The sequence below is a fragment of the Candidatus Poriferisodalis multihospitum genome, from assembly GCF_028283155.1.
Classification (GTDB): domain Bacteria; phylum Actinomycetota; class Acidimicrobiia; order Acidimicrobiales; family Poriferisodalaceae; genus Poriferisodalis; species Poriferisodalis multihospitum.
The window spans coordinates 1-15611 of the sequence record NZ_JAPYOK010000051.1 but is presented as its reverse complement, the minus strand read 5'-3'; the positions used below and the strand labels follow the sequence as shown (position 1 = coordinate 15611).

The 15611-nt window shown below is 63.4% G+C and carries 15 protein-coding genes; 6 read left to right on the top strand and 9 right to left on the bottom strand.

Going from position 1 to position 15611, the window contains the following annotated elements; genetic code table 11:
• Positions 1–11: 11 nt before the first annotated feature.
• The 3 genes from VI480_RS04720 to VI480_RS04710 all read right to left on the bottom strand — a co-directional run bounded on the left by VI480_RS04720 (position 12) and on the right by VI480_RS04710 (position 3199).
• A complete protein-coding gene (locus VI480_RS04720; protein ID WP_323671665.1) occupies positions 12–779 on the bottom strand; it encodes a nucleotidyl transferase AbiEii/AbiGii toxin family protein in 768 nt (255 codons plus the stop codon).
• Entirely contained in the window at positions 769–1815 is a 1047-nt protein-coding gene (locus tag VI480_RS04715) for a hypothetical protein (protein WP_323671664.1), read from the bottom strand. The genes VI480_RS04720 and VI480_RS04715 overlap by 11 nt, the downstream gene beginning before the upstream one ends.
• 151 nt (positions 1816–1966) lie before the next feature.
• A complete protein-coding gene (locus tag VI480_RS04710; protein WP_323671663.1) occupies positions 1967–3199 on the bottom strand; it encodes an LLM class flavin-dependent oxidoreductase in 1233 nt (410 codons plus the stop codon).
• 261 nt (positions 3200–3460) lie between these two features.
• On the opposite strand from VI480_RS04710, the gene VI480_RS04705 reads away from it, so the two are divergent.
• The 3 genes from VI480_RS04705 to VI480_RS04695 all read left to right on the top strand — a co-directional run bounded on the left by VI480_RS04705 (position 3461) and on the right by VI480_RS04695 (position 6162).
• Positions 3461–4369, top strand: a complete 909-nt coding sequence (locus tag VI480_RS04705; protein ID WP_323671662.1) for an NAD(P)-dependent oxidoreductase — start codon at positions 3461–3463, stop codon at positions 4367–4369.
• A gap of 4 nt (positions 4370–4373) precedes the next feature.
• The gene (locus VI480_RS04700; protein ID WP_323671661.1) at positions 4374–5309 is read left to right on the top strand and encodes a hypothetical protein; all 936 of its coding nucleotides are present in this window, start codon (positions 4374–4376) and stop codon (positions 5307–5309) included.
• A 94-nt stretch (positions 5310–5403) separates the two neighbouring features.
• The gene (locus VI480_RS04695; RefSeq protein WP_323671660.1) at positions 5404–6162 is read left to right on the top strand and encodes a pyridoxamine 5'-phosphate oxidase family protein; all 759 of its coding nucleotides are present in this window, start codon (positions 5404–5406) and stop codon (positions 6160–6162) included.
• Between the two features lie 30 nt (positions 6163–6192).
• On the opposite strand, the gene VI480_RS04690 is transcribed toward VI480_RS04695, so the two are convergent.
• Entirely contained in the window at positions 6193–6630 is a 438-nt protein-coding gene (locus tag VI480_RS04690) for a GFA family protein (protein ID WP_323671659.1), read from the bottom strand.
• 109 nt (positions 6631–6739) lie between these two features.
• On the opposite strand from VI480_RS04690, the gene VI480_RS04685 reads away from it, so the two are divergent.
• The gene (locus VI480_RS04685) at positions 6740–7375 is read left to right on the top strand and encodes a hypothetical protein (RefSeq protein WP_323671658.1); all 636 of its coding nucleotides are present in this window, start codon (positions 6740–6742) and stop codon (positions 7373–7375) included.
• Here the strand turns inward: VI480_RS04685 and VI480_RS04680 are convergent.
• From VI480_RS04680 to VI480_RS04660, 5 genes are all read right to left on the bottom strand, one after another.
• On the bottom strand, positions 7364–7708 hold the full coding sequence (locus VI480_RS04680) for a hypothetical protein (protein ID WP_323671657.1): 345 nt from the start codon (positions 7706–7708) through the stop codon (positions 7364–7366). The genes VI480_RS04685 and VI480_RS04680 overlap by 12 nt on opposite strands.
• Positions 7709–7815: 107 nt before the next feature.
• Complete coding sequence (locus VI480_RS04675; protein ID WP_323671656.1) at positions 7816–8241, bottom strand: type II toxin-antitoxin system VapC family toxin; 426 nt, start codon at positions 8239–8241, stop codon at positions 7816–7818.
• Complete coding sequence (locus VI480_RS04670; RefSeq protein ID WP_323671655.1) at positions 8238–8501, bottom strand: type II toxin-antitoxin system prevent-host-death family antitoxin; 264 nt, start codon at positions 8499–8501, stop codon at positions 8238–8240. The genes VI480_RS04675 and VI480_RS04670 overlap by 4 nt, the downstream gene beginning before the upstream one ends.
• Positions 8502–8657: 156 nt before the next feature.
• On the bottom strand, positions 8658–10481 hold the full coding sequence (locus tag VI480_RS04665; RefSeq protein ID WP_323671654.1) for an SWIM zinc finger family protein: 1824 nt from the start codon (positions 10479–10481) through the stop codon (positions 8658–8660).
• Between the two features lie 369 nt (positions 10482–10850).
• Positions 10851–11624 (bottom strand): DUF4143 domain-containing protein, encoded by a 774-nt coding sequence (locus tag VI480_RS04660; RefSeq protein WP_323671653.1) that lies wholly within the window; start codon positions 11622–11624, stop codon positions 10851–10853.
• Positions 11625–12415: 791 nt separating this feature from the next.
• On the opposite strand from VI480_RS04660, the gene VI480_RS04655 reads away from it, so the two are divergent.
• Positions 12416–13453 carry a DNA cytosine methyltransferase gene (locus VI480_RS04655; RefSeq protein ID WP_323671652.1) on the top strand — a complete coding sequence of 346 codons (1038 nt, stop codon included), beginning with the start codon at positions 12416–12418 and terminating at the stop codon, positions 13451–13453.
• Between the two features lie 19 nt (positions 13454–13472).
• The gene (locus VI480_RS04650; RefSeq protein ID WP_323671651.1) at positions 13473–15515 is read left to right on the top strand and encodes an ATP-binding protein; all 2043 of its coding nucleotides are present in this window, start codon (positions 13473–13475) and stop codon (positions 15513–15515) included.
• Positions 15516–15611 lie beyond the last annotated feature (96 nt).

Here is a 15611-nt window from a genome sequence, read left to right as displayed (position 1 = left end):
AGCCGCCGACGCTACGACGGCAGTGCGCGGGCGAGATCGGCAACGACGGCGAGATCTTCTTCGGTGAGTGCCTCAGCGTCGATGGATCGGGCTAGGCGGCGGAGGCGAGCGAAGGTGTACCGGAGATCCTGATCGGGCGAGAAGTTCTTCATCAAGGTCGCTTTGACCCATTGGCAGAGTTCGCTGCCGCCTCCGGCGATCGAGTTGGCGACGATGTCGAAGTCGCAGCCGTGAACGAGACGGACAAGGTCGTGGATGTCCGAGCCGATCTTCTCCGGCGTGCCACCTTGCGGACGCCGAGCGATGGCGACGGCCTTGAGAGCGATGAGCGAAGATGATGTCGCCATCGGCACCGTTGTCTCGACCACGATCTCACCGCTCTCGACAATGACGAGATCGGTTGGTTCGCTGGTGGCCATGGCCAGCCGCCGGGCGAGAGCGAAAGCGCGCTCGGCGGCCTCCGTTGGCAGTGGCATCCCGGCTGTGTCGGCCATGACATCGACGAACACTGTCGCGGCCTCATGCTTGAGCTGAAGCCTTGCGGCACTGAGCTGGTTCGCATTCGGCGCGGCGACGAGCAATTCCACGAGCTTGGTCTGATCGCGGCTCACCGTGTCGATGTCGTTGGTGAGGCGATGGACGTGGGTGATGCGGACATTGACGGCGAAGCCGCCGATCACCGTCCAGGCAGGCTCAGCAGGGAAGCGGGACAACGCAGAGACATACGAACGAATCCGGCCACCTCGATCGCCGACAAGGACGACGGGGTCACCAGACACGTACGATCCCTTCAGGATTCCACTGTTGTAAGGCTTCGAGGCCGCGAGCCTGGTCCTGAGCGATGTCCAGTGCAACGACGATGTGGTTGGCTACGGGCCACCGCTCCTTCGATGTTCTGGAGTGATCGAGACGGTGCAGGCACACCAGCCTCACCGGCGTCGCTGCGACAGTGCATGCCCTGACGGCGGGATCGTCGGCATCGCCGAGCAGCAATCGAGCGGCGCGTACCACCGAGTCGGAGGGCACATAGAAATCTGGCGGATAGTCCCCTCGCGCAAGAATCGGCATGCCCCATGACGCTGCGGCGCGAGTGTCAGTGAGTGCCCAGCCAGGCGTGTGCTCAGGCTCGTTGAGTCCGAGTCCCAACCGCTGCGCGTCTTGAGGACGGGTGGAGGGCAATGCCGCCAATGCAACTGCTCGCCGTTTCCAGAACGTCGTCAACTCGTGGAAAAGGTCTGGGATGAGCGGCTCACCTGATGCGGTGAGCAGGCCGTCATCTCTCAGCCCGGCCATGGCGCTGGAAACAGCGCTCGGTGCACGGTTGATGAGCCGCGCTGTCTGGCGGACTCCATGGGCCTCGTCGGGAGTCAACAAGCAGCAGATTGCTACTTCCTTGGCAACCTGACTGTCGAGTGAATTTCGGAACCCGCCGATTTCGGCGAGCGTGGACTCGACGACCGTGTCCAGGATCAGCGGGGGGGCCACGAGTCGCATTTCTCCGCGCCGATCGAGGTAGTTCACTCCTGCTTCGCGCAGAGTCCGCTTGGCGTCGTCGGCGATGCGATCGGCAACGACGAGCAACGGCGCTCGCCGCCCGGCACCGGCAGCCAGTCGCCGTCCTCGCTCTGCGGTGACTACCGACTTGACCTCGACGTCGAATCGCTGACCGCCGATCTCTACGACGGCATCAGCCGCGTGATCGTCGCTCCGAGAGCCTCTCGACAACGTCCTAGCGGCGACGCCGAGGTGCGCCAGCGTCTCAGCCAGCGCCTCAAGCGCATCGTCCTCCAGTGCGGCGGCTGTCCGTCTTGGCACAACATGAGTTTACTGTCCGTTCTGTGTTCTCGAATACAAGAACACAGAACGGACAGTCATGCCTCATCAACTTGATGCCATTGAATTCACCGGCGAAGGAGCCGATGCCGAACTGTGCTGATCCGGCGGCTGAATCGACGCAGTTGCTGAGTTAGCTCAGTCCGACTGCTTGACGGGCGCGGGCCTCGCGCTGCTTGCGCTCGATCTCCTCGCGCTTCTCCACCGGTGTCTGGTTGGTGATCACCTGGTACAGGTCGGTGTCGATGTCGTCGAGGACGATGTCGCCGGCCAGCACTGCTGACTTCCAGTCCTGGTGCTCGGCGTCACGCTCGTGGAACTCGGGCATCACTTCGGCAGCGAACAGCTCGAGGCTCGAGCAGATGTCCTCGTGGGTGTTCTTGCCGGCCTGGTTCAGCAGGATGAGCTGGTCGACATGGGCGTCCTCGTACATCTCCAGCTTGCGGCGGATGGTGTCGGGTGAGCCGACCAGGCCGACGTTGTTGCTGGCGTTCTGGCCTTTCGGCGACTTCTTCCATTCCTGGTATTCGTCCCACAGGTTGACCGAGCCCGGCTCGACCGGGCCGTGGGAGTTGTAGAAGACCAGCGAGAACTGGAAGAACGTCCAGCCCTCGGCCTTGGCTTGGGCTTCCTCGTCGGTCTCGGCGCACATGAACGGGCTGACCACGGCGACGCCGGGGTTGGTCTGGTAGTCGCAGAGCAGGTCGAGGTGGTTGAGGTAGTTGTTGTAGTAGGAGTTCACCCAGGCGCGGGCGGCATCTGCGGACACGAACGAGAAGCCCAGCGCACCCATGCCCCGCTGGGCGGCCATGACAATCGTGTCGAGCTGGCTGCATGCCACCCACAGCGGCGGGTGCGGCTTCTGGTAGGGCTTCGGCACGACATTGCGGGCCGGGAACTTGAAGATCTCGCCGTCGTAGGAGTGGTTCACCTCCTGGAACATCGGCATGAGGCAGCGCACGGCGTCTTCCCAGACGACGCGCTTGTCGCGGAAGCGGCGGTCGAACGGATGAAGTTCGGTGACCGACGAACCTTCGCCGATGCCCAACTCCACCCGGCCGCCGCTGACGATGTCGAGCGTCGAGACCCGCTCGGCCACCCGTGCAGGGTGATTGGTGGGCAGCTGGACGATGCCGTGGCCGAGCCGGATGTTCTTGGTGCGCTGGCTTGCGGCCGCCAGGAACACCTCGGGCGCGGAGCTGTGGCTGTACTCCTCCAAGAAGTGGTGCTCGACCTCCCACGCGTAGTCGTAGCCCAGCTTGTCGGCCAGCTCGATCTGGTCGAGCGCCTGCTGGAACAGGACGTACTCGGAGTCGTCATTCCACGGTCTCGGCAGCTGGAGCTCGTAGAAGATGCCGAATTTCATGGGTCGCCTCCGGGGTCGCGGACAGTCGGCCATCCTAGGTAGCTGAGCTGATCCGTGAGCCTCGGTTGCAAGGATGTCGCCGGTGCTGACCGGGGCGGGTCCTGTCAGCGCTGTGCCACTGGCGCGGGCGCGAGCACCCGCGCACCCCGCAGTCCTCGCAAGCTGCGGCTGCGGGGTCCCCGCTCGCTGCCACCCACCCCTCCGGTGGTGCTACATACATGGCTGTTTGGACGCGAATCGGGGCGATGCGAAGATATGAGAGTGACCATCGTCGGATTCGTGGGACTGGGCACGATGGGTGGGCCGATGTGCGCCCGCCTGTCTCGTGCCGGTCACCAGGTCAGCGCCTTCGACCTCAACCCTGAGGCTCTCGATGCGGCGGTTGATGCTGGTGCCGTGGCCGCAGAATCAGCCGCCGAAGCAGCGGCCGGCGTCGACGTGCTGCTGACCTCGCTGCCCGCGCCCTCCGATGTCGAGACGGTGATGTCCGATGCCGGTGCGCTCGCGGCGCTGCCACCTGGCTCGACATGGGTGGACCTGACTACCAGCCGCCCGGAGCTGATCCGGCGCCTGGCCACCCAGGCACCCGACGGGGTGTCCGTGGTCGATTCGCCACTGACCGGGGCGGTCGACGGCGCCCGCAACGGCACACTGACGCTGTTTGCCGGCGGGGAGCCGGCGGCCGTTGAACGTGTGCGCCCCGTGCTGGAACGGCTCGGGCGTGTGATCGGCTGCGGCGAGTTGGGCACCGGCTGCGTGGTGAAGCTGGTGACCAACCAGCTCTGGTTCGTGGGTGCTGCGGCACTGGCCGAAGGCTTGGCGGTCGGGGTGCGCAACGGCGTCGAGCTCAGCGATCTGTGGGAGGCCATCAAGGGAAGCGTGGCTGACAGCTTCATCGCCCGTCATGATGCGCCCAGCATCTTCGCCGGGCACTACGACCCGTCGTTCTCGCTGGGTTTGTGCGTGAAGGATCTGGGGCTGCTGGCCGAGCTGGAAGCGGCCGTCGGCGCCGACCTCCCGATGACCGCGGCAGCTCGGGACGCTTTCGAGCGAGCAGCCGAGCGCTACGGCATGGACGGACCCGAGCTGAGCGTGGCTCGCCGCATCGAGGATGACGCCGATCTCTCACTGCGGCTCGACGGCGACTGGGTTCCGCACTGGGAGGCATAGAGGAATGACCACAGTCAGCCAGAGCACGTCCCGACTTGATGATGCAGCTGAGTCGGCCGCAGCGTCTGACGTGGATCGCCTGGTCGACACCGTGCGCTACCCGCTGGATGGACGAGATCTTCCCGCCGCCGATGCGCGCCACGCTGCGTACTGGCGTGCCGTCGAGGAGGCTCGGACTGGCCTTCGCTCGGACGGCTGTGCACTGCTGAAGGAATTCGTCACTCCGACCGCAGTTCGCCTGCTCAACGCCGAGATCGTCGCGGCGAAGCCGCGGACCCACTTCTCGATGCAGGTCATCAACCCGTACTTCCACACCCAGGTGAACCCAGAATTCAGCGACGACCATCCGGTGAACACGTTCACGGAGCGATCGAGCGGCTTCATCCCCGGCGATGCCTGGCCATCGGTGTGCGCCATGGACACGCTGTTCCGGGCGCCCCAGGTGTGCCGCCTGCTGGCCGACTGCCTCGAGATCGACGAGCTGCACTGCTACGACGATCCGCTGGCCGGCCTGACAGCCAACATCTTGGATCCCGGTCAGCAGTTCCCGTGGCACTTCGACACCAACGACTTCGCCGTGACGGTGCTGGTGCAGCCCGCGGACGAGGGTGGGCTGTTCGAGTACGCGCCCGGGGTGCGCACCGCCACTGACGAGGGCTTCGAGGCCATCGGAGGGCTGCTGGCCGGCGGGCGCGACGGTGTTCACACGCTGGACCTGTGCCCCGGCGACCTGCAGATCTTCCGAGGGCGCTACTCCCTGCACCGGGTGACCCGTGTGGCAGCAAGCTCCCAGCCCCGCCACGCGGCGATCTTCGCCTACACGCACCAGCCCGGTGTCATCGGGCGGGTCGAGCGAACCCGCCAGCTGTTCGGCCGGGTCCTGGCCGAGCACGAGGAGGCCGAGCGCAGCCGCGTGCGCGAGGACGACCTGCTGGACTGACACAGCGTCGCCAGCTCAACCGGCGTTGCGTGGTCCCAGGAGCTGCCGGGAAATCGATGGTGCTCGGCGCCGGTGCGCGGCGTACGGTGCGGACGTGAGCGCTACCGACCAGTCAGGACAGAACGGCGCGCAGGCCCCGTCGACACGCATGAGGCTGCGGCGAATGGCCGAGCGTGGCCGCTACGGCAGCGACGACGTGCGGGACATCCTCGACGCAGGACTGATCGCACACGTCGGCGTGGACACGCCCGACGGGCCGCTGGTGCTGCCGATGGCATATGGCCGCGACGACGAGAACCTGTACCTGCACGGAGCGCTGGCCAACCACCTGCTGAACTCCGGCGAGGGCACCGAGATCTGCGTGACGGTGACCCATCTGGACGGCTTGGTGATGGCACGCACGCCGTTCCACAACTCCATGAACTTCCGCTGCGTCGTGGTGCGCGGCCTGGCTCGCCGGATCACCGACGCCGCCGCCAAGGAGCGAGCCCTGAAGCTGGTGACCGACCACATCGTGGCCAACTGGGACATGTCACGGGCGCCGAGTGCTGAGGACTTGCGAGCGACGCTGGTGCTGGAGCTGCCGCTGGCGGAGGCATCCGCCAAGGTGCGATCTGGCGACCCGGTCGACGACGCCGAGGACATGGCCGGCAACTGGTGGGCCGGCGTGGTACCCCTCACAACCCGCTTCGAGCTGCCGACGCCCGCTGCCGACCTGACCGAAGGCATCCCCACACCCACGGCAGTCGCCAACCTCGCCCACAGAACCCCTGACACCCGCCCATCGAAGCCGATGTCGCGGCTCGAGTTCGAAACCACCCGTCGGACGGTCCGAGACACCGACAACCCGTAGCGCCGCCGCCTTGGATTCCGCGGGATTGGCCTATTCGCCGCGCCGCGTGGGGACTGCCGGGTCGAGCGTGTGGTAGTCGGCTGCGTCGTCGACGAAAATGGCCAGTTCGGTGTGCAGGCCCGAGGGAAGGTCGAGCGTGCCGGCGCAGATCGCAATGGTGTCGCCCTGATGCGCTTTGCCCTCCCCCACCTTCCAGAACAGCGACGCGCCGCACTCCCGACAGAAGCCGTACGCTACGTTGGGATCGTTGGCCGGGTGGTGCCACGCCAAGGATGCGTCGGAGACCATTCGGAGGTCTGCGCTCTTGCATCCAGTAGCCGCCATGAAGTGCCCCGTCCAGCGACGGCACCGCCAGCAGTGACAGTTCCACACCTGCCGGATCGGCCCGTGCACCTCGTAGCTCACCGCACCGCATAAGCAGTGACCCGCGGCCACCGGCTTTGACACAGACAGGGCCGTTTCGCTCATGGCACTCCTCCGAAAGCGAGCCATCATCTCGGCAAGGCTGTGATTTTCCCATGGCACGCGGGCTTGCCCTGGCAGCCATACGAGAGGCAGCGACGATGTGCGGAACGCGATGACAGCTCAAGGTGATCAATCAGAAGGACGGCCGATCGAGACACTGCGGGGATCGATCACGTCTGTGGGCTTCGCTTCAGGTCATCGGTTTGTGATCGGCGACTGGCGGCACAGCCCCATCGGACCGTTCGCTGACGTCATGTGGGCACAGCCCGGCGGGCACAGGGTCCTACTCGCCGACTCCGCCTCGGCGGCTTACATCGTCTCGGTGTACCCGTTCGACGAGGTCCGCTACCAAGCGGTCACGGCCGAACGCCACAGCCGCAGCTACACCGTCCGTTCGCACGACCTCAAGCTGGACATGAAGATTGGCCTCGCGACGCTCAGGCCACCGCCGCGTCCCCGCTGGATTACAGCCACCTTCGAGAACTGGTGCGCCCGCAAGCTGCTCTGTGTCCGCACCCATGGCACAAGTCCGACCGGTGTCGTCGAGTGGTACCGAACCCGGACAGCCCGCCGAGTCGTCGCCGCGACAGCGAACCTCGACGGTGCCGACCTCGGGTCGCTCGCCACACTCGACCGGCCGCTCGGATTCGGCTTCACCGATCCGCCCGGTCAACCCTGCTATGTCAGGCTGCGAGTCGACCTTCAGCGCCCGGAATGCGGCGGACGCGGCAGACGCTCAGATTCGTGACGATCGACCAGAGACCGCTGCCCGCCGGTTGGCCGCGTCCCGCGCTTCATCCGGCGACGGCAGCCCGCCAGACCGGCGCCGGATGACGGCATTGCAGCCCCAGATCACCAAGAACAAGCAAGCGAGGATCGCGGGCGTGATCAAGAAGTAGATCGACGCGACAAAGAACTGCCATCCGTCACCGGTGCTCGGTCCAGACGTCGACAGCGCATAGTCGAGAATGCTCGCCAGCACGAACCAAGCAATGCACCATCCTGCAAGATGGCCTGGCTTGCGATGTGCGTACCCACGAAAGCGATTCACCGCAACGGCCCGAGTGCGCATCTGCGTCACGAGCGCAGCTTAGATATGCCACGCAGCGCGGATCGATCGCGTGAAACAGCAGGTGCTCACTGGTCTCGCTCCATCGCAGGGCTGACGCGGCGCTCGAGGCGTCTAGCTCACGTGGAAACGACGGCCAGACCCTCGCGCTCGGCCGCCTCGCCGAGATGCCGGTCCAGGCACACGAACTGCAACGGGGCGCCGAGCTGTTCTTGCACATGCAATGCGGCACCGAGCTGGGCGGCGTCCACCGCCCGCAGGGGATGGCGCGCCAGCAACGACATCGAGCGTGACCGCACGGCGAGCATCTCGACCACTTCGTGCCACGTCGCGCTGAACTCCTCGAGGCATCTCATGACGCTGCGGCGCTGGTCGCGTGACAGCTCGCCCTCACGCGTTCGTCGCTCGATCGCGCTCGCGATTTCAACTCTCGACCAAGCCCAGGTGACGATGACGACGTCGTCGCGCAGCCACGATCGCGTCACGTCAGTTGTGGATTCGGCAACAAAGAGCGGCACGATCGCCGAGGTGTCCCAATACCTCACACGCGATCCTCTCGTTCGGAGGCCAACGCCTCCGCAAGGCTGGTCGGGATCTGCAGGGGAGGCTCGTCAAGCACAGCGGCCGCATCTCCCTGGCCTGCCCGGAGGACGCCTGAATTGATCAATCGGCTGAGATGCTCGTCCTCTGGCTCCGATGCGGGCACCAGCCTCGCGACCGGCGTGCCTCGATCAGTCACCTGTATCTCACCGCCTCGCCGCACCTGACGCAGGTAGTGGGACAGATTCGCTTTCAGTTCGGACACGGACACTGCACTGGAACTTATCTGACCATACTAGTCAGATATCAGTGACCAAATAGATTGCATCAACGACTGCCGCCATCGCGCGACGGTCGCAGTTACATCGAGCTTGCCTCGCGAACCCGAAGCCGATGTCTGAGGATGCAGGGAATCTGACTCTCACGATGTCGCATTGCCGACAGACATGTCTGTCAGGGGCGCCATGTCGCCGAGCTCGCCTTGGAGGCGTCGCTTCGCCTTGTGGACAGTCTTGACCTGCTGCAGCAGCGAGTCGAACAGTTCTGGGTCGCCGGCATCGGCGGCGAGGCCGCGTATCCGGGACATCAGGCCGACAGCGATCTTGTACTGGTCGGGCTTCTTGCGGTTGATGATCGCCAGCGCTTGCGACTCGTAGATCGCAATTGAGTCGCGGGGCGCGGTCGCCTCCCGAGCGCGTGCGAGCGTCATCCACATCTGCCAGCTGCTGCCGTGCTGCAACGCAGCTGCCCATGCTTCTTCAGCGCGGCCCTCGTACAAGAGGATCTCGGCCAAGACGACGGCTTCGTGGGGCGCGTCGGGAGAGCCGAGACCCATGACGTCGGGCGGCAGCGAGGACACCTCAGGCGCTTCCGTGCCCAAGCGACGTCGCAGGTGCCGTATGCAGCGCTCGACCCAATCGGGGCGCTTGTCGGGCGCCCGCTGATCTTGCTCAGGCAGCGCCCGGAAGGCCTCCAGCGACGGCCTCGCAGTGAAGGCGTTCCAGTACAGGTCGGCCGCTGCACCAGGCTCGCCGCGCTCACGCAGCTTGCGCGCCAAGAAGTCGCGCAGCCCGTCGGCTTGCCACGATCCGTGTCCGAGTCCGGCGAGGCCCTTGCGCGCCCAGGTGACCGCCTCGCCGTCACGGCCCGCAGTCTCGAACGACTCAGCGATCTCCAGCATGTCGACGGGATGCACGCGCTTACGCCTGTGCGCCTCAACGAGCGCTTCCGGCTCGCCGATGGCCAGCGCCCACCCGATCATCGCTTGACGCAGGTAGTAGTCGCCGGTGGACCATTCCTCAGCGGCCGGGTCGATCTGGCGCCACGCCGGCTCGATGGCCTCACGGAATGCGGCCAGGCCCGTCGGCCCCAGAATTTCCGAGTAAGTCTGCGCGGAACGGCAGAAGGCCTCCAGATCGAAATTCAGTTCTAGCTCTGTCAGGCGCTTTGCGAGTTCGAGCGGGTCTGGACTGCTCGCTTCGCACGCCCGCAAGTGCAGCTCTGCCAAACGCTCGGCTATTGCCGTCAACCAGCCGTCGGAGTCATCGACGTTGTGGAGCGCCTTGTCGGCACGCTGGTACGCATGCTCAATCAACGCCACGGCGTCTTCGCTGTGGCCTGCGTCGGCGAGGTCGGCCAATGCATCGATGGCATCGTTCACGCCGTCTGCCCAATCAGCGGCCTCCTGATAGTACACGAAGCCGCCGATGTCGAACGCACTGTTGATTCTGCGACGCCATTTCGAGACATCGAGCCCCCAGCCCTGCGCCGCCCTGGCTTCGCCCAGCAGTTGCTCGCGCAGGCGCCAGTTGCCCGCCACTTGACGCAGCACGATCTCCGCAAGCCGTTCGGGGTCGAGCTGACGAACGAAGCGCCCAATCAAGGTGTCCTCGGACTCGCCGCCACGCTCGCTGCTGTCGCCGGTGACGGGCGCATCGAGTCCGTCTGGCGGCTCGTCTGCATAGAGCAGCGACAGCGCCACGGCAGTGCAGTGCTTGCAGAACGATCCGTCCTCGGCTGCTGGGCATGTGCATCTCCACAGCAGTTCGTCACCGTCGAACCACAGCTCGACGCGGTAGGGCATGGTGCCCCGAACGGTCGCCCGCAGCCTGCCGTCTTCCTCAGCAACCGACTGCACTCGCCCGTCGTACATGTACCTCGCGCCTCGATCGAATGCGGCCGAACCGGCCAGACCCTCAATCAGATGCGCATCGAGCGCCGTGCCCAGTTCCTCGGCGATGCTCACGAGACGTGCCGCCCATCGTTCACGGCGAGGCCGATCCGTTCAACCATGCCGACTCCGTTCACAGCCGCTCAGTGCCACGAGCAGTCGTGGTCATCGGCAGGCCCCAGTCCAGCAGCGAGCCGCGCTCGTCGGGCGCTGTCGGCGAGTCCTTGGACATCTTTGCTCCTCTCCGGGCACGAATGCGTTCGGTGACGCCCCTACGGTGCCGATGCCGACAGTAGGCAGGCCGTGTGACAGTCATGATGTTGGGGTCAGCGGTTCGGGGCCCGGGCTCGGCTCTGGGTGCGACTGGCTGGAGCGCCTTGATCGCGCGCAGGGCGGGTCGTGGGCTGGTACTCGACGGGTGCGGCTGCGAGGTCGCACCGCTGGTCAGGGGCCGAGAGCGGTGACGGGAGCGACGCAGACGCCGTCGGGTCGGGTGTAGGCGTAGCCGACAGGAGTCACCACCAGCAGTGCGGCGGGCGCTCCAGCCCGCTCTGTGTCGATGCTGCCGACGGCACGTCGCAGCGACGCAGCTGCAGCATCGATGGAGTCATGCGCGGGAGACAGCTTGACTTCGACAGCGATCCATTCTCCCTCGAAGCGCCGGCTGACAATGGCATCGGCCTCGATACCGCTGTCGAGCCGGTAGTGGGAGACATCGCAGTCGGCAGCCTCCGCGTAGACGCGCAGGTCGCGCACCACCAGCGACTCGAACAGCAGCCCACAGGTCTCGAGATCACCCAGCAGGGCGCTCGTGCTTGCACGCAGCACGGCTGCTGCCAACGACGGATCAGCGAAGTGCCGCTTGGGCGACTTCGCGAGCCGCGAGCGCGAGCGCAGATGCGCCGACCAGGCCGGCTGGTCTTCGATGACGAAGATCTGATGCAGGGCGTCGAGATAGGCGCGTGCGGTCTGGTGGTTGAGCGGCTGCTCACCGCCGCCGCAGGCAGCCAGCCGCGACACCGGCACAGTCGCGGCGGTGTTGCGAGCCAGCGAGATCATCAGGCGCTCCACCAGCATCGGGTTTCGGCTGCGCGTCGAGTCGCCGTTGATCTGGACGTGGCGCACTTCGTCGAGGTACTCGCGCAGCCGCCGCCGCGCCTCGGCCGTCGTCGCCCCAGCGAGCCACGGCCAGCCGCCGACGCACAGCGCGTCGAGCACAGTTCCAGATGACCGGTGCGAGCTGCCATTCGTCGAGCAGCCGTGGGCGGTTGCCGTCGAGCACCGCATCGGGGCTGATCGTGGCGAGATCGCGGGCCGACGCGTCGGCGTCGAAGCGCAGCGGGCGAGATGCGCGCGGTAGTTCAGCTCCAGGTTGTTCCAGAACGCTGCAGGCACTCGGGTGACCTGCTCCAGGGCCCAGCGCCGCCTCAGTGGTGACAGGTGCGGCACCTTCCACCATCTGGTTGATGTGCTCGGCTGACTGGCCCGCGCGGGAGGCGAGGTCGGTTTGAGTCATGTCGTGTTCGCCAAGCCACTCGGCCAGCGTCTCGCCCGGCGCGTAGACGACATCGGGCTCGTAGGCGTAACTGGTCTCGGTACCGGTCCCCATGTCTCAGTGCTCCGCAGCATCAGCAGGACGAGGATGAGAATACGCCAGCACCGACGAGCAACGTTGGTTGGTCTGAGGCGCACGCCCCCGTCCGCGAGGTGAACGAGTGATTGGGTCACCACGGACTCATTGTCGCAGGCGCTCACCACAGAGCGACCGAGCACTGCTGTGCGAGACCACCAGCGGAGAATACGGCATCATTCGACGCTGAGCTTGCCTGAGCGGCCGCGAAGCACATCTCGAGTTCACCGGGCATGCGGCATCGGTCGAGCCTGCTCAGAAATCCGGTGGCCGGATATCGCACCGTCCGGCTACCGTCGCCGGTCGGCGCACATACACTCGGCCTCGTCGCCGGGAATCGCCTCCGAACATTTGTAGGACCTGAGCCAGGAGGGTTCAAGTGCCGGAAGTCCAGGCTACGCCGAGAATCCACGCCGTTGACCTCTTCTGCGGCATCGGTGGTCTGACACATGGACTTGCTCGCGCGGGAATCACAGTAATGGCCGGGTTCGACATCGACGAATCTTGCCGCTATGTCTACGAAGTCAACAACGCAGGGGCTCAGTTCATTCCGGCGGATATCTGCGAGGTAACAAAAGAACACGTCGAATCTCATTTCGCCGATGCGGATGTGTCCGTACTCGTAGGTTGCGCCCCCTGCCAGCCATTCTCGGCGCACAATCGCAAGCTACGAAAGGATGCCGACTGTTCATTGGTATACGAGTTTGCGCGCCTTGTGCGGGAAACGGAGCCCGATTTTGTGTCGATGGAGAACGTCCCCGGTCTGGCCAGGCATCGAGCATTCGATGACTTTCGCCAAACTCTGAATGACCTCGAGTACCAACACGAGGATGGGATCGTGTGGTGCCCTGACTACGGTGTCCCGCAAAAGCGGAAACGTCTCGTGCTGCTCGCTTCACGCCGTGGCCCCATCTGCCTGCCCCAGCCCAGCGCCGCCCGTCACACAGTCCGAGAGTTCATCCACGATCTCCCTTCCATCGACGACGGCGAGGCGTGTCCGCATGATCCCGCTCATGTAGCCATGCCGCTAACCGAGCTCAACAAGAAGCGCATCGAGCAGTCAAAGCCCGGCGGCACTTGGGAGGATTGGGACGACGATGAACTCGTGAGTCCCTGCCACAGGAAGGCCCACTACCCCGCTCCCTACGGCCGGATGACTTGGGATGACATTGCTCCCACTATCACTACACAGTTCTGCTACTACAGCACGGGCCGCTACGGCCATCCAGAACAGCACCGTGCGATTTCCGTGCGCGAAGGTGCCTTGCTCCAAACTTTCCCCATCGGCTACAAGTTTTCCGAGAACGGTCAGCCTGTTGTTGTGCGCGATGCAGCGCGCCAAATCGGGAACGCCGTTCCGGTTAAGCTCGCGGAGGCCATCGGGGCTTCCATTGTGGAGGCCGTCGGTGCAACATAGCGAAAATGCTCGGTACGAAATGAGCATCAGCCTGAGTGTCCTAGACCACTTGGGTTTGAATCTCTACAGCAACACCCCAGCGGTCATCTCAGAAGTGATCGCCAATGCTTGGGATGCTGACGCCACGCGAGTGGACGTGACGATCGACACAGCCGCGAAAGCCATAACCGTCACAGACAACGGGCATGGCATGGATCTGCGCGACATCAACAATCGCTATCTCTTGGTCGGTTATCGCCGCCGAGATCCAAGCTCCCAAGGCCCTTTGACCAAACTCGGCAGGAAGCCCATGGGTCGAAAGGGTATCGGAAAGCTATCTCTATTCTCAATTGCGGACAGAATTGCCGTCCATACCCAGAAAACGAATAGCGAACCTGAAGCATTTCAGATGGATGCCGAAGAGATACGGCAGAATGTCAAGGCGCAAGAACAAAGCAACGAAAACGAACAGAATCCAAAGGTACCACGCTACAGCCCACTACCCATTGAATTCGATGGATCCGGCCTTTCCGGTGGAACAGGTACAACTATCAAGATCACTGATTTCAAGAGAGTCAGGCTCACTGGTAGCTCAATCTCCGGATTACGTAAGCGCATCGCACGGCGTTTCGAGCTTCTTTCGGACGATTTCGAAATTGTCCTCAATGGCAACACCGTTCGATTTGAAGATCGCGACTACTTCCATAAGGCAAGATTCATTTTCCAGTATGGCGATCACGACTACTCAGTACATAGCAGGAATCTAGACATCGATGAAGAAACTGGCGAGCGCTTGGCCTTCACGCGACCGCACCGGTTTGATGAAGATGGCAACGCCGATCAGGCGGGTGCCTATGAAACCAGAGGGTGGATAGCTATAGCACGACGCTCCAACGATCTAGATGACTCAGCCGGTGGCTTGGACGACAATCTGAACAGAATAACAGTGTTGATGCGGGGCAGGGTTGCTCAAGAGGACATCTTGCAGGAGTATCGCCTCGGGGGCATGATCACAAAGTACATCTTTGGCGAGATCCATGCGGACTTTCTCGACGAAGATGAGGAAGATATCGCCACGACAAGTCGCCAGCAGCTAGCCGAAGATCATCCCAAGTACAAGGCACTAAAGAATTTCCTCGATACAGAACTCCGCCACATCTGGACTGAGACCAATACGCTAAAGATGCGTCGTGCGCTCGAAACCGCACTTGAGTCAAACCCTCATGTCAAGCAGTGGTACGACAATCTACGGCCGACATCCCTCAAGAAGCGAGCAAAGAACGTCTTTAGAGGCATTGATTTGGCCAACATGGACGACGAACACAAACATGATTTCTATGCGACTGCAGTGCTCGCCTTCGAAAGACTTAAGTTAGAACATGCTCTGGACCAAATCGACGAAATTGATGACTCCAACATGGAAACATTTCTCAAGTGGCTAGCCGATATGGATGCCGTAGAAGCCACACAATATTTGGAAATCGTGCGGTATCGCCTCAGCGTGATCAATGAACTACAAGACAAGGTGCTTCGTGACGACTACGAGCGGGAGTTGCGAGACTATATCTTTGAGCATTTGTGGCTGCTAGATCCGGCTTGGGAGCGAGCTACCGAGTATGAGAACATGGAAGAGAGACTGCAGAACGCGGTGGAACGTGTCAACATCCGCGGCAGGGAGACAGTACAGCCTGACGTTCGATATCGACGTATTTCTTCGGCGCACGTGATTATCGAATTGAAGCGGGCGTCAGTACGACTCCGTAAAACAGCTATCGAAGACCAACTGAACGACTACATTGCTGCAGTTCGCGAGGAAATTCAAAAGGACGAAGATGAGCGTCGATATCCGATCGAAGCCATTTGCTTGTTGGGCAAACTACCCATAGGATGGGATAATCCAGACGTACGAACGCGTGATGAACGATCGCTACGGGAATATGGTATTCGCGTACTAACGTTCGACGAAATGGTAAATCGTGCCCATTCTGCATACTCAAAATTCGCTCAAGCTCGCGCGCCGGTAAACGAACTTCGCCAGACCATTGAGGCCATTCGCAGTTACCGACCGCCTTCGGATGATTAGCCGAGTCGGGGCCGTACCTGCCTAAGGCGCAAGATTCCAATCTTGAATCAGCTGTGTCCGCCGCATTTGCCGCGCATCACTATCCGGCATCAAGAC

Coding starts and splice junctions, on each gene's coding strand:
- VI480_RS04710 (WP_323671663.1), bottom strand. CDS start 3,199: ATGAAATTCGGCATCTTCTACGAGCTCCAGCTGCCGAGACCGTGGAAT.
- VI480_RS04700 (WP_323671661.1), top strand. CDS start 4,374: ATGACCACAGTCAGCCAGAGCACGTCCCGACTTGATGATGCAGCTGAG.
- VI480_RS04690 (WP_323671659.1), bottom strand. CDS start 6,630: ATGAGCGAAACGGCCCTGTCTGTGTCAAAGCCGGTGGCCGCGGGTCAC.
- VI480_RS04685 (WP_323671658.1), top strand. CDS start 6,740: ATGACAGCTCAAGGTGATCAATCAGAAGGACGGCCGATCGAGACACTG.
- VI480_RS04650 (WP_323671651.1), top strand. CDS start 13,473: ATGAGCATCAGCCTGAGTGTCCTAGACCACTTGGGTTTGAATCTCTAC.